Origin of the sequence: Shewanella sp. 10N.286.52.A9 (assembly GCF_041468985.1) — a bacterium.
Lineage (GTDB): Bacteria > Pseudomonadota > Gammaproteobacteria > Enterobacterales > Shewanellaceae > Shewanella > Shewanella japonica.
The window spans coordinates 106507-120523 of sequence record NZ_JBFRJQ010000011.1 but is presented as its reverse complement, the minus strand read 5'-3'; the positions used below and the strand labels follow the sequence as shown (position 1 = coordinate 120523).

The 14017-nt window shown below is 41.0% G+C and carries 10 protein-coding genes; 7 read left to right on the top strand and 3 right to left on the bottom strand.

Annotated elements, in window-relative coordinates:
* Positions 1-69 precede the first annotated feature (69 nt).
* Positions 70-1530 (bottom strand): aminoacyl-histidine dipeptidase, encoded by a 1461-nt coding sequence (locus AB4128_RS10205; protein WP_065108666.1) that lies wholly within the window; start codon positions 1528-1530, stop codon positions 70-72.
* Positions 1531-1770: 240 nt separating this feature from the next.
* On the opposite strand from AB4128_RS10205, the gene AB4128_RS10200 reads away from it, so the two are divergent.
* The 4 genes from AB4128_RS10200 to AB4128_RS10185 all read left to right on the top strand — a co-directional run bounded on the left by AB4128_RS10200 (position 1771) and on the right by AB4128_RS10185 (position 8077).
* Positions 1771-3330 (top strand): leucyl aminopeptidase family protein, encoded by a 1560-nt coding sequence (locus tag AB4128_RS10200; RefSeq protein ID WP_372037575.1) that lies wholly within the window; start codon positions 1771-1773, stop codon positions 3328-3330.
* Positions 3331-4178: 848 nt separating this feature from the next.
* On the top strand, positions 4179-5468 hold the full coding sequence (locus tag AB4128_RS10195) for an NCS2 family permease (RefSeq protein WP_080916420.1): 1290 nt from the start codon (positions 4179-4181) through the stop codon (positions 5466-5468).
* Positions 5469-5682: 214 nt separating this feature from the next.
* Positions 5683-6792 carry a glutamate 5-kinase gene (proB, locus tag AB4128_RS10190; RefSeq protein ID WP_055023692.1) on the top strand — a complete coding sequence of 370 codons (1110 nt, stop codon included), beginning with the start codon at positions 5683-5685 and terminating at the stop codon, positions 6790-6792.
* 16 nt (positions 6793-6808) lie between these two features.
* Positions 6809-8077, top strand: coding sequence for a glutamate-5-semialdehyde dehydrogenase (locus AB4128_RS10185; RefSeq protein WP_372037659.1), 1269 nt, complete (start codon positions 6809-6811; stop codon positions 8075-8077).
* 104 nt (positions 8078-8181) lie between these two features.
* Here AB4128_RS10185 and AB4128_RS10180 read toward each other — a convergent pair whose 3' ends face one another.
* Together AB4128_RS10180 and AB4128_RS10175 are read right to left on the bottom strand one after the other, a co-directional pair.
* Positions 8182-8511, bottom strand: a complete 330-nt coding sequence (locus tag AB4128_RS10180) for a hypothetical protein (RefSeq protein ID WP_225442089.1) — start codon at positions 8509-8511, stop codon at positions 8182-8184.
* 133 nt (positions 8512-8644) lie between these two features.
* Positions 8645-9544, bottom strand: a complete 900-nt coding sequence (locus AB4128_RS10175; RefSeq protein WP_080916417.1) for a DMT family transporter — start codon at positions 9542-9544, stop codon at positions 8645-8647.
* A gap of 272 nt (positions 9545-9816) precedes the next feature.
* Between AB4128_RS10175 and dnaK the strand changes: the two genes are divergently transcribed.
* The 3 genes from dnaK (at position 9817) to AB4128_RS10160 (ending at position 13960) form a co-directional block, all read left to right on the top strand.
* Positions 9817-11736 carry a molecular chaperone DnaK gene (gene dnaK, locus AB4128_RS10170; RefSeq protein ID WP_055023695.1) on the top strand — a complete coding sequence of 640 codons (1920 nt, stop codon included), beginning with the start codon at positions 9817-9819 and terminating at the stop codon, positions 11734-11736.
* Between the two features lie 87 nt (positions 11737-11823).
* Positions 11824-12954 (top strand): molecular chaperone DnaJ, encoded by a 1131-nt coding sequence (gene dnaJ / locus AB4128_RS10165; protein WP_372037574.1) that lies wholly within the window; start codon positions 11824-11826, stop codon positions 12952-12954.
* 214 nt (positions 12955-13168) lie between these two features.
* Positions 13169-13960 carry a M48 family metallopeptidase gene (locus AB4128_RS10160; RefSeq protein WP_372037573.1) on the top strand — a complete coding sequence of 264 codons (792 nt, stop codon included), beginning with the start codon at positions 13169-13171 and terminating at the stop codon, positions 13958-13960.
* The last annotated feature ends 57 nt before the right edge of the window (positions 13961-14017 follow it).

Here is a 14017-nt window from a genome sequence, read left to right as displayed (position 1 = left end):
TCGCTTCGCTTAAATGAAAAAGGCTGCCATTCTCAATGAGAATGGCAGCCTTTTTGACGTTTTTACTAATTAGTCTTTTGCTGGAATACGTTCAAGTACTGCAAGCAGTAACTCCCAGTATTGTCCAACGGTTGTGATATTAACCATTTCATCAGGACTATGCGGGAAGCGAATTGTAGGACCAATGGATACCATATCCATAGTCGGGTAGGGTTCTTTAAACAGACCACATTCAAGACCTGCGTGGATCACCATGATCGTAGGGTCTTTTTTATAAATGTCGTTATAAGTGTCACGAACTATCGCCATTACAGGTGAGTTATTATCAGGTTTCCAGCCAGGGTATGCGCCTGAAAGTTCGATACTTGCACCTGATAAGTTAGCTAATGCTGTTAACTGAGTTTCGATTTCTTCACGACCGGAGTTTATTAACGAGCGGATAAGGCATAGGACTTCTACAGACTCATTTTCAGTGTTGATAACACCAACATTCAGTGATGTTTCTGTTACGCCTTCAACTTCATCACTCATGCGCATAACACCATTCGGGCATGCATGAAGTAAGTCAATTAAGGTATTCTGCGCTTCTTCACCGATGACCTTTTCTGGTGTCTCGATTGATTCAAGTGTCAGTAACATGTCAGGATCGGCAATCGATAGCTCTGCACGTACTAAGGCTTGGAACTCAGTAATCGCTTGTTCAAGTTTTACTTGGTTTTCACTAGGTAACATAAAGCTGATATTCGCTTCACGAGGAATCGCATTACGTAATGAACCACCAGTAAAGTTAACTAATTCAAGTGCTAAATCGTCCGCATAAATGAATAGGAATCGTGCTAATAATTTATTCGCATTACCACGACCTAAATGAATGTTCACACCAGAGTGACCACCTTTAAGTCCCGACAAGGTTAATTTGAAGCTGGCATTGGTTTGCTCAGGGGCTTGCCACGACATCGGCACGCTTATTTGTGCATCAACACCGCCAGCGCAACCCATATAAATTTCGCCTTCCTGTTCAGAATCGGTATTAATTAAAATATCAGCATCAAGCATGCCTGCTTCGAGTCCAAAAGCGCCGGTCATGCCAGCTTCTTCATCAATAGTTAACAAGACTTCTAATGGGCCGTGTTTAATGTCATCAGCACCTAACACTGCAAGAGCTGATGCCATACCGATACCATTATCAGAGCCCAATGTGGTTCCGTTAGCTTTTACCCATTCACCATCGACATAGGCTTCAATAGGGTCTTTTTCAAAATCATGAACTTTGTCTGCATTCTTTTGCGGCACCATATCAATATGGGCTTGAAGTACCACGACTTTTCTATTTTCCATGCCTGGGTAGGCTGGTTTTTTGATGATAAGGTTACCGACCTTATCTTCAATAACGCTAAGATTTTTTGATTTTGCCCACTGTTGAATGTGCGCACTTAAAGCATGTTCAAACTTTGATGGATGCGGGATAGAACAAATTTGTTCGAACCATTGCCATAGTGGCTGAGGGTATAATTGATTAATCGCTGTCACGGAGACTCCCTTATAGTTATGAGGTGGGAATAGATGAACCACAGTTTACCATAATGATTTGTACAGACAGTGATCTGGATGATTTGATTGTTCGAAACCTGACTAAAATCTGTAAATAAATATTAACCATTTTACAGAGTAAAAATATGTACTTTGCTCACTTATAGCCGCTATTATCAATGGATATAAAGCGAACTAAATTTCTCATACCTTACATAATAAAAATCAAAAGGAAGGCTCATGTTGCAAGCAAATGTTGTCGATGTAAAAAATGAAGATGCGATATTTGAAGGACAAGGCTGGGATGCCGTCATTGTTATCACCACTGACTTAAATGACATCAAGCAAGATGAAATAAAATTGTTAGCCAGTCACGGCAAACAAATTGATAACCGTATTGGCCAAAGTGCCACTTTATTATTTGCTCCGGGGTTAGCGGGTGGAAGGTTAATCATTTCCCCTGTAAGTGCAGCGTCTAATGAATACAGTGACGTTAGCGTGTTTGCTAAAGCGGCTAGAGAAGGACTTGCTATTGCAAAAAGTGCAGGCGCAGTTAAACCGTTATTAGTTGTTAATCAACAAAACCAAAGCCGCTACCAATATGCTCAACAAGTGTCAGCTTTAGCTTGTGGTCAAGAGTTATGGCAATCACTAGAGTTAAGAGAGGCGACACAAGCTGAAGGGCAATCTATACAAGCATCAGTCACTGAAATTGGCTTGTTAACCAGTCAGTCTGAAGGTCATTCATTTAGTGATCTAATCAATGCTGTTGAAGCCGGTAAAATTTTAACTCGAGATCTATGTGGTACAGAGCCTGAAAGAATGGCCGCCCCAGCTTTTGCTGATTATTGTGTTGATGCATTCACAGGATCTGGTTTATATGTATCTGTAATAGAAGAGCAAGAAGAGCTTGAACGTGATTACCCATTACTTTGTGCGGTTGGACGGGCTTCTTTCTCGGTGCAAAGGCATCAACCACGCGTTGTCAAAGTTGAGTATGTGGGTGAAGGTACTATCGAAAAAACCTTATTCTTTGCTGGTAAAGGGGTGATCTACGATACCGGTGGTGCTGACATTAAAGTCGCAGGTGGTATGGCTGGCATGAGCCGAGATAAAGGTGGCGCTGCGGTAGTCGCAGGTTTAATGAAAACATTATCTATTCTAAAACCAAAAGGGCTGCGAGTCGTGGCCGAATTAGGGTTAGTCAGAAACAGCATTGGCAGTAATGCATTTGTCCCTGATGAAATTATTAAAAGTCATGCAGGCGTCAGAGTTCGCATTGGTAATACCGATGCAGAAGGGCGCCTAGTGTTGGCTGATTTATTGTCACATTTACGTATAAAAGCGACGACTGCAGTCAACCCTCAATTATTTTCTGTGGCAACATTAACTGGACACGTAGTACGTTGCTACGGCGGTTATACGGCTGTTGTAGAAAATGCTGTTGCAAAAAAAGTGGGCATTAGCCAAGACTTAGAGCAAATATCAGCCTTATGGGGTGAATCATTTGAGGTTTCAAGGTTGCGAAGTGATGACTTTAATAAAGTGAATAGTATTTCTGGAGAAGGCGAATTATTATCATCCAATAATGGCCCATCAGCCATTACAGCTCGAGGACATCAATACCCTGCTGCCTTCTTAATAAATGCTGCAGGCCTTGATAATCATGGGTTGAATTCGTCACAACCTATGCCGTTCGCTCATATTGATATCGCAGGTAGTGCAACAGAAGGACACCCTTTATATGGCAAACCGACAGGCGAACCTTTGGTAACTTTATTACATAACGCGATAAAATAAGTATCTAGTTGTATTATTTTTGTTCAAGCACAATATGTAGTGGCTTTGTCACTTAGGTGACAAAGCGTAATATTTATAAAATGACTAAAAACTGTAATAAATTTCCTTTTTTAAGGTTTTTTTTAAATAATTAAAATAATACTTGTAATTAAATTACATTTTGGTATTATTGTTCTCGTTGAAGAGCAACGGTGCTTTTCAATTCTAGTTAATCCAGGATGGATAAAGTCTCCAAGGAATCGAGTGATAAGTTGTCTCAACGGATTGAGAAAAGTAAGTTCCAAGGAACCGAGCCCAGCAAGACTAGGTTTTAAACAACTTTATTTGGAGTATTTACTATGTCTTATACAGGCAATCAATATATTTATTGGCAAAACACTTGGTTAAGTTCTAATGCTTTAGCTGGTGGTTTATATGCCATGACCTTCAAGGGCTAACCCATCCTTGATTGTAAGTTTGACCCGTATCAACCCTTTTTTCTGTCGTCTTTTAGACGAATTTAGACAAACGATAAATTAGTTCTCTATTGCTAATTTATATTGAAGTTTTATCACTTAATTGTGATGCAGTTTTCCTCTCCCCATACAGGAAAACTTTTTAACTTGTCAGCCTGCTCTTTGAGCAGGCTTTTTTTTGCCTGCCTAACACGTCTTACTTCAAATCAAACGATTAAATTGTCTTTCTTACAAATATGAGTGTTTATAGTGTGAACATGGCTATACGCCATATAAATACCTATAATCGCGTTCATTAAAGTGTCATATTTTGATGTGCTTTCAGTCCGTTATTTGACCTTTAGCCCAATTAAATCACGCTTATTAACTCCCTTTTTTAAGGATTTACGTTTCATGTTAGAGAAACTGTTCAAGCTAAAAGAAAATCAATCTAGTTTAAAACAAGAAGTTATCGCAGGTATAACGACCTTTTTGACAATGGCTTACATTATTTTTGTCAATCCAATGATGTTAGCTGATGCAGGCATGGATCAAGGTGCTGTTTTTGTTGCGACTTGTTTAGCCGCTGCAATTGGTTGTCTTATTATGGGGTTGGTCGCTAATTACCCTATTGCTTTAGCTCCTGGAATGGGATTAAACGCCTTTTTCACTTACACCGTTGTAGGGGAAATGGGTTACAGCTGGGAAACAGCACTCGGCGCTGTGTTCATGTCTGGTATCTGTTTCTTAGTATTGTCGCTGGTAAAAATTCGAGAGTGGATTGTTAATAGTATTCCGATGAGTTTACGACTTGGTATTGCCGCAGGTATTGGTCTTTTTTTAGCTTTTATTGGCTTAAAAGCAGCGGGAATAGTCGTGGCGAGCCCAGCGACCTTAGTTACCATGGGAGATATTACGTCGTTTCCGGCTGTGATGGCGGCACTTGGTTTTTTCCTCATTATTGCAATGGTTCAGCGTGGACTTAAAGCATCGGTTATTTTGAGTATTTTCATTGTTACCATTCTTGGTTTGATTTTTGGTGATGTTACTTATGGCGGCATTGTGTCTATGCCGCCTTCAGTTGCGCCGACATTCATGAAAATGGACCTGTCTAGCGTACTGGAAATCAGTATGATTTCGGTGATTTTTGCGTTCTTATTTGTCGATTTATTTGATACATCAGGTACGCTGGTTGCAGTTGCTCAGCGTGGTGGCTTTTTAGATGAGCAAGGCCGCCTTCCAAGAGTCAAGCGTGCATTAAGTGCTGACAGTTTGGCGACAGTGGCTGGTGCGACTTTAGGTACATCAACAACAACCAGTTATATTGAAAGTACAGCTGGGGTGAGCGCAGGTGGAAGAACCGGCTTAACCGCGGTTGTTGTTGGTCTTTTGTTTATTCTTTCTTTGTTTTTTGCCCCGTTAGCAGGGATGGTTCCGGCCTATGCGACTAGTGGTGCATTATTTTATGTTGCCATTTTAATGATGTCTGGTTTAGTCAATGTGGAATGGGAAGATCTTACAGAGGCAGCACCAGTGGTGATAGTGTGCTTACTAATGCCATTGACGTTTTCTATCGCTAATGCGATAGGTTTTGGCTTTATCTCATATGCCGTCATTAAAGTATTAACGGGCCGCTTTAAAGATCTTAACTTAGGGATTTTATTCATTGCATTATTGTTTTTAGCTAAATTCATTTATGGCTAAAATGGTATGTAGCAGTCGTTATCGCGTGTAAAGCAATATTCGATGGCTTTGTTATGTTTATATTAAGGGTTATGCAATGCATAGCCCTTTTTTGTGCGTCATCTAAAATTTAACAGTGAATATATTTATCCCTAGTAATGGATAGCTGTTATTTTCTGTATTTATTAGGTATAAAAATCTTTCATTAAACAATTTTTGTTGGGATAAGGTACAAATGGGTTACCAGCGGATCGTAATCAAGTTAGGCACCAGTGTGCTCACATCAGGCAGCAGAAGCCTTGATAAAGCGCATATGGTTGAATTGGCTAGACAAATGGCTTTGTTAATGCGCTCAGGCGTTGAAGTCGTATTATGTACTTCAGGCGCAATAGCTGCCGGACGTGAACATCTGCAATACCCCGTACTTCCCGATACGATGCCCAATAAGCAATTGTTAGCAGCCGTAGGGCAAAGCCAGCTGATTTTAGCTTGGTCTGAATTGTTCAGCATATACGGTCTGCATGTCGGACAGTTATTACTGACTCGTGCAGACTTGCGAGATAGAGAGCGATACCTTAACGCTAGAGATACGCTCAACGCCTTGCTAGATAATAATATTATTCCAATCATTAATGAAAATGATGCGGTTGCGACTAACGAAATTAAAGTTGGCGATAACGATAATTTATCCGCTCGCGCAGCACTACTTTGTGACGCAGATTTATTAGTGTTATTAACGGATCAAAAGGGGTTATTTGATGCTGACCCTCGAACCAACCCTGATGCCAAGCTTATCTCGTCGGTAAAAAATATTGATGCTGATTTACGCTCGCTCGCTGGCGGGGCAGTTTCAGGGTTGGGCACGGGAGGAATGGCGACAAAGCTCGAAGCGGCTGACATTGCTAGACGTGCAGGCATTGAGGTCGTTATAGCTTCTGGGCATCATCTCAATGTCATCACAAAAGTGGCCAATAAAGAACCCGTAGGGACACATTTTAGTGCTATTGATAATCCACTGGAAAGTCGCAAACAATGGATTTTAGCAGGTCCAGCTTCAGAAGGGCGCTTAGTGTTAGATTCTGGCGCATCAGTTGCCGTCACACAAAACGGTAGAAGTTTATTATCAAAAGGCATTATAAAAGTAGAAGGCAAATTTGAGCGTGGTGCGCCGATAATGTTAGTCGATGAAAAAGGTAAGGTACTCGCAAAAGGGATGAGCCGATATTGTGCAAATGCTTTAGCTTTAATCGCAGGTAAACACTCAAACGAGATAGAAAGTTTACTCGGTTATAACTATGGCGTGGCCGTGGTACATCGTAATGACATGGTATTACTAGATGAATAATTTACAGGACGAAAAAATGTCGAATCAGCAATATTTGCAAACATTAGGTCAGCAAGCTAAAACTGCAAGTTTTCAACTAGCTAATCTATCAAGCCAACAAAAATCAGCACTACTACATTGCATCAGCGAACAACTGACATTGAATACCGATGCGATATTATCTGCCAATGCTAAAGATGTCGCAGCAGCTAAGCAGAATGGGCTAACTGATGCGATGATTGATCGTTTATTACTTGATAAACCAAGATTGGCAGGCATTATCGCGGATATTGATAATGTCATTAATCTAGCTGATCCTGTTGGTAGTGAGTCGGCAAGTCAATTGTTAGATAATGGCTTACGCCTTACCCAACGCCGAGTCCCTTTAGGTGTCGTTGGGGTTATTTATGAAGCACGTCCCAATGTGACAGTAGATATTGCAGTATTAGCACTTAAAACGGGTAATGCCGTTATCTTGCGTGGCGGTAAAGAAACGCTCACCTCAAACCAAGTGTTAAGTGATGTCATTCGCCAAGCCCTGCGAATTCAAGGTTTGCCAGAAGATGCTGTGCAGCTGATTAATTCAACCGATCGTGAACTCGTAACTGGCTTACTGACATTAGATCAATATGTAGACATGATTATTCCTCGTGGTGGTCAAACTTTGCAGCGCTTATGTGCTGTAAAAGCCAGTATTCCTGTCATTTTAGGTGGGATTGGTATTTGTCATTTATACCTGGATAAAATGGCCGATCTCAGTCGCAGTGCAGAAGTGATCATTAACGCTAAAGTACAACGCCCTACAGTATGTAATGCGCTAGATACTTTGTTGATTCATGAAGCGGTTGCTGCAGAATACTTACCTAGATTATTTGAAGAAATGGCCGCATTAGGGGTGAGTTTTTATACCTGTGATAAAACCAAAGCCTTAGTTGATAGCCCTGCTTTTGAGCTACATTCAGCAACTGATGAGAGCTATTCTACAGAGTGGTTATCCTTGACCTTAGGTGTCAAAGTCGTCAGTAATATTGATGATGCTATTGAGCATATTAGAAAGCATTCAAGCGGACACTCAGAAGCCATTTTATCTGATGATATTCATGCAACGACCCATTTTTTGAATGAAGTTGATTCTGCTGCTGTGTATGTCAATGCCAGTACTAGGTTCACCGATGGCTCTCAATTTGGCTTAGGAGCTGAAGTTGCCGTAAGTACACAAAAGTTACATGCCCGTGGACCAATGGCGTTGGATGCATTAACGACCTATAAATGGCTTGCAACTGGCGATTACACAGCAAGAAAATGATTTGGGGTTTCGACTTCGTTTTTATACAAAAAGCACTTCGGTGCTTTTTTGTTTTAGCAATGTGGAAAAGCTAATGGCTTGAATGCAGAAAGTAACTGCTAGATCTACATATTATAAATAAGGTGGCTGGGCATAGGAGGGATAGAGAGCCTTAAATAAGTCGCATAACCCCAAACGCACAAGCTGGCTAAAGTCATAAAGATGGCAACGATGCGAGTTGCTTGAACATATTCTTTTAGCAATGGAAAGTATTTGTCTTGAGTCTTATTTGTAAAATACACCGCAGGGAATACAAAAACACATAGGTACATCGCTGGAAATTGTGTCGAAATATCGCCATTTAACAGTTCATAGAATATGATTAATGCAGTGACCACTAAACTGCTAAGCCTTATTTTTCGCTCAATCGTATCGCTTAAATTCCAACGTGGCATTCCCATTGCCCAGTTCTCCATGTAGTTGAATATTTGTACAATATATTAGTAGCAAGTAATGATGAAGCAATCAACTATCAATAAGAGGATGTACCAGTTGAACGTTAGCTTAATCGAGCTTATCGCTGTTTTATTACGGGTTATTAGTTTTTAGTAATCGAGGTAATAATTTTTGCAGCATTAAGCCCGTCAAAATAAAACACAAGCCAATGTAGGTGCTAATGGTTATGTGCTCTTTTAAGATAACAGCAATAAGGCCAACAGATAATACAGGCGTTAAAAAAACTAAGGTGGTAATGTTGGCCGTTTTCTGTGTTGTTTTAAGTGCCATTAGCCACAACACGAAAGTTAACCCCATCTCGAACAAACCAACATACATGCCAGCCCCTAGAGCTTGCCAACTGATGGATTCAATAGGTTGGTGTAACATCATTGCCACAGTGACAAATGGCAAACCAATTAAGAAACTGAGCAACAGGCTAACGATTGCATCACCATCATCTTTAGTATTAATAACCCAGTAAAGGCACCAAATCACTGTGCTACTTAATACAAAGGCTATTCCTGTAGGGCTTTCGAAATTAAATTCACGGATATTGCCGCCTGTGGCAATAACATACACTCCGGCATAAGCGATGATTGCCGCAACAGAATCTATCTTAGTGAGCTTATGACCTAATAAAGGCACAGCTAATATCGGTAATAAAATTGCCCAAGTATAGTTGAGTGACAACGCTTGTTGCGCTGGTAGAAGATCATAAGCTTCAAATAACACATAGTAATAAAGAAAAGGGTTTAACAGTCCCGTAAACAAATAAAATAACGGACGACGTTTCAATTGCTTTGAGATTAAAGTGAGTTTTCCTTGAAAGGTGACAATAATGCCAAGAGCAAGTATTGATGTCATCACGGCAACAAATACAAGTTGCAATGGGGTGAAGTAGCCTAATGCAATTTTGAATGCTGTGGCGACAGTTGACCAAAGTAACACAGCCAGCAGGCCATATAGGTATGCGAGAGTAGTATTTGACACGGCCTTTCCAGTGAAATGATGAGGTTGCTATCGGTTAATGTGAGGATTGTATGCAATATGCAAAAGTGGTGCACGGTTTATTTATCGATCCTTAATATATTTTTAATAAAAATTTCGATCTTCCCCCTTGTAATTCAGATCGCTGTCCCAATATATGCATTAAGGCTGATATGAGAGGCTAAAAATTTAGGACTTGAAATTAATAATCCTGACCCCATATCAACAACCATAAGCAAATTAGTAACACTAAAATTTATATTTCGGAGATCCTCATGGGCAAAATTATTGGTATTGACTTAGGCACAACAAACTCTTGTGTAGCTGTCCTTGATGGCGACAAAGCTCGCGTAATTGAGAATGCTGAAGGCGAACGTACTACTTCTTCTATCATCGCATACACTGAAGATGAAACATTGGTAGGTTCACCAGCTAAACGTCAAGCGGTTACCAACCCAACTAACACTTTCTTCGCGATTAAGCGTTTAATCGGTCGTCGTTTTAAAGATGACGAAGTTCAACGTGACGTAGACATCATGCCTTTCAAAATCATTGGTACTGACAATGGTGATGCATGGGTTGAAGCACACGGTAAGAAAATGGCTCCACCACAAGTTTCTGCTGAAATCTTGAAAAAGATGAAAAAGACTGCAGAAGACTTTTTAGGTGAAGAAGTAACAGAAGCAGTTATTACTGTTCCTGCATACTTTAACGATTCACAACGTCAAGCAACTAAAGATGCTGGTCGTATTGCTGGTCTTGATGTTAAACGTATCATCAACGAACCAACTGCTGCTGCACTTGCTTACGGTATCGATAAGAAACAAGGCGACAACGTTGTTGCTGTATACGATTTAGGTGGTGGTACTTTCGATATCTCTATCATTGAAATCGATAGCAACGACGGTGACCAAACGTTCGAAGTACTTGCTACTAACGGTGACACTCACTTAGGTGGTGAAGATTTCGATAACCGTTTAATTAACTACTTAGCTGATGAGTTCAAAAAAGAACAAGGTCTAGATTTACGTAATGACCCATTAGCAATGCAACGTGTTAAAGAAGCAGCTGAAAAAGCTAAGATTGAACTTTCAAGCACAACTCAAACTGAAGTTAACCTGCCATACATCACTGCTGATGCAACAGGTCCTAAGCATTTAGTTGTTAAAGTGACTCGCGCTAAATTAGAGTCTTTAGTTGAAGATCTAATTCAACGTTCTTTAGAGCCGTTAAAAGTTGCGTTAGCAGATGCAGACTTATCAGTATCTGACATCAATGAAGTTATCTTAGTTGGTGGTCAAACACGTATGCCTAAAGTACAGGCTGCAGTAACTGATTTCTTCGGTAAAGAGCCACGTAAAGACGTTAACCCTGATGAAGCTGTTGCAGTAGGTGCGGCAATTCAAGCAGGTGTTCTTTCTGGTGATGTGAAAGATGTATTGTTACTTGACGTAACACCACTTTCATTCGGTATCGAAACTATGGGTAGTGTAATGACTCGTCTAATCGAGAAAAACACCACTATCCCAACAAAAGCATCGCAAACGTTCTCAACTGCTGATGACAACCAAGCTGCTGTGACTATTCACGTATTGCAAGGTGAGCGTAAGCAAGCGAGCTACAACAAATCTTTAGGTCAATTTAACCTTGAAGGTATTGAGCCAGCTCCACGTGGTCAGCCACAAATTGAAGTTGTATTCGACATTGATGCCGATGGTATCTTAAACGTGTCTGCAACGGATAAGAAAACGGGCAAAGCGCAAAACATCACCATCAAGGCAAACTCAGGTTTATCTGATGAAGAAGTAGAGCAAATGGTTCGTGATGCTGAAGCGCATGCTGATGAAGATGCTAAATTCGAAGAGCTAGTTCAAGCACGTAACCAAGCTGATGGTATGGTTCACGCTACGAAGAAGCAAATCGAAGAAGCGGGTGACGCATTACCAAGCGAAGACAAAGAGAAAATTGAAGCTGCAATGGCTGAAGTTGATACCGCAACTAAAGGTAACGACAAAGAAGCAATTGATAAAGCGACACAAGCATTAATGGAAGCATCTGCTAAGTTAATGGAAATTGCTCAAGCAAATGCACAAGCACAACAAGGTGAAGCGCCTGCACAAGATGCTCAAGAAGCTAAGCCTGAAGATGACGTTGTTGATGCTGAGTTTGAAGAAGTAAAAGACGACAAAAAGTAAGCTAAATTTTTAGTTAACTTTCAGGCGGGCGTTGGGAGAAATCTCTAACGCCCGTTCGTACAATACCTGCTTGAGAAAACTGAGATTATGTCAAAGCGAGATTATTACGAAGTTCTTGGTATCGGTCGTGATGCCAGTGAACGAGAAATCAAAAAAGCCTATAAACGTTTGGCGATGAAGTTTCATCCAGACCGTAACCCTGGCGATCAAGAAGCTGAAGCAAGCTTTAAAGAAGTAAAAGAAGCTTACGAAATTCTCACCGATGCCAATAAAAAAGCGGCTTATGATCAATTTGGTCATGCTGGTGTAGATCCTAACCGTGGCGGCGGCCATGGTGGTGCAGGCGATTTCGGTGATATCTTCGGTGACGTGTTTGGCGATATCTTTGGCGGCGGACGTCGTGGCAGTGGTCAGCGTCAAGCTGCTCGAGGCAGTGACTTACGTTACAACCTTGAACTTTCGCTAGAAGAAGCGGTTCGTGGCCTTACAAAAGAATTACGCATTCCTACGTTAGCATCTTGTGATAGCTGTGACGGTAGCGGTGCAAATAAAGGTTCTTCAGCAACGACTTGTGGCACGTGTCATGGCCAAGGCCAAGTACAAATGCGTCAAGGTTTCTTTGCTGTTCAGCAAGCCTGTCCAACTTGTCATGGTCGCGGTAAGATCATTAAAGACCCATGTAAGAAATGTCATGGTGAAGGTCGTGTTGAAAAGAGCAAAACCTTATCAGTTAAGATCCCTGCTGGTGTTGATACTGGTGACCGTATTCGTTTATCTGGTGAAGGTGAAGCGGGTGAGTTTGGTGCACCTCCTGGAGATTTATATGTTCAGGTTAGTGTACGTGACCATGCAATCTTCACTCGAGATGGTAATAACCTTTATTGTGAAGTGCCAATCTCATTCAGCAAAGCTGCATTAGGTGGCGAAATCGAAGTTCCGACCTTAGATGGCAAAGTGAACCTTAAGATCCCTACAGAAACTCAAACGGGCCGTATGTTCCGTATGCGTGGTAAAGGGGTTAAGTCTGTACGCAGTCATGCCGTTGGCGATTTGCTGTGTAAGGTGGTAATGGAAACGCCTGTTAACTTAAATGAGAAACAAAAAGAATTACTTCGCGAATTTGAATCGACCTTAACAGGCGAGTCAAAGAAGCATAGCCCAAAGGCTGAAGGATTCTTTGATGGTGTTAAGAAGTTCTTTCACGATTTAAATAGCTAATTATGATTAACTGAACTCACTCATTGAGTATCAAAAAACTGCTTACTTCGGTAAGCAGTTTTTTTTTGATTTTCGAACAGCGCTTCCTTTCTTTGTTGACTTAGATGAAAAGAGGCAGCAATAGAGCCGTGCATTTAAACCGCGCTTTGGTTTAAAATAATGCATATAAATACAGAGTTATCTCACCAATAAGAGTTATTTTAAAGGATATAAAATGAACAAGTTAGTGCCGCTGTTATTTATTTCGCTGTTGATGTCAGCGTGTGCCACCCATAAATCTCCCACTGGTCGTAGTCAAATGTTGTTATTTGATAAAAATAAAATGAGCCAGATGGGTGAACAATCTTTTGCTGCCATGAAAAAATCTGAAAAAATTAGTCAAGATAAGCAAAAAACGGCATATGTAAATTGCGTTGCCAACAGAATAACAGCGGTACTACCTGACCAAACCCAGCAATGGGAAGTGGTGCTTTTTGACTCAAAGCAGGTAAATGCTTTCGCTTTACCTGGTGGATATATTGGTGTTTATACCGGATTACTTGAGGTTGCTGCGGACCAAGATCAGTTAGCAACTGTCGTTGGCCACGAAGTTGCACATGTTCTTGCTCGACACGGTAATGAGCAAGTCTCTCGCTCACAGATGACGAACACGGGTATTCAACTTGCTGACGTTGCTTTAGGTGCTGGTGGTGTCGCGAATAAAGATTTGTATATGGCAGGACTGGGGTTAGGGGCACAAGTTGGCATTTTATTGCCGTTTGGACGAGATCAAGAAAGTGAAGCTGACGAGCTGGGCTTAGAGTTAATGGCTAAAGCGGGTTTTAATCCAGCAATGAGTGTCACTTTATGGCAAAACATGGCCAAAGCGGGTGGTGAACAAGGGCCTGAATTGTTTTCAACTCACCCGTCACACTCTACACGAATAGCTGATTTACAAGCACTTCAAGACAAAGTATCCCCGTTATATCTGGCTGCAAAAAAACAGTCATTAACCCAATGTAAATAAGGCTAATGAAAAATAGTCAATATCACCGCAGATTAGCCTACATCAGGTGGTAAAGTG

Bases quoted from the DNA above. Each gene is read 5' to 3' on its own strand.
- dnaJ (WP_372037574.1), top strand. From the start codon at position 11,824: ATGTCAAAGCGAGATTATTACGAAGTTCTTGGTATCGGTCGTGATGCC.
- AB4128_RS10160 (WP_372037573.1), top strand. From the start codon at position 13,169: ATGAACAAGTTAGTGCCGCTGTTATTTATTTCGCTGTTGATGTCAGCG.
- AB4128_RS10185 (WP_372037659.1), top strand. From the start codon at position 6,809: ATGTCGAATCAGCAATATTTGCAAACATTAGGTCAGCAAGCTAAAACT.
- proB (WP_055023692.1), top strand. From the start codon at position 5,683: ATGGGTTACCAGCGGATCGTAATCAAGTTAGGCACCAGTGTGCTCACA.
- dnaK (WP_055023695.1), top strand. From the start codon at position 9,817: ATGGGCAAAATTATTGGTATTGACTTAGGCACAACAAACTCTTGTGTA.
- AB4128_RS10200 (WP_372037575.1), top strand. From the start codon at position 1,771: ATGTTGCAAGCAAATGTTGTCGATGTAAAAAATGAAGATGCGATATTT.
- AB4128_RS10180 (WP_225442089.1), bottom strand. From the start codon at position 8,511: ATGCCACGTTGGAATTTAAGCGATACGATTGAGCGAAAAATAAGGCTT.
- AB4128_RS10195 (WP_080916420.1), top strand. From the start codon at position 4,179: ATGTTAGAGAAACTGTTCAAGCTAAAAGAAAATCAATCTAGTTTAAAA.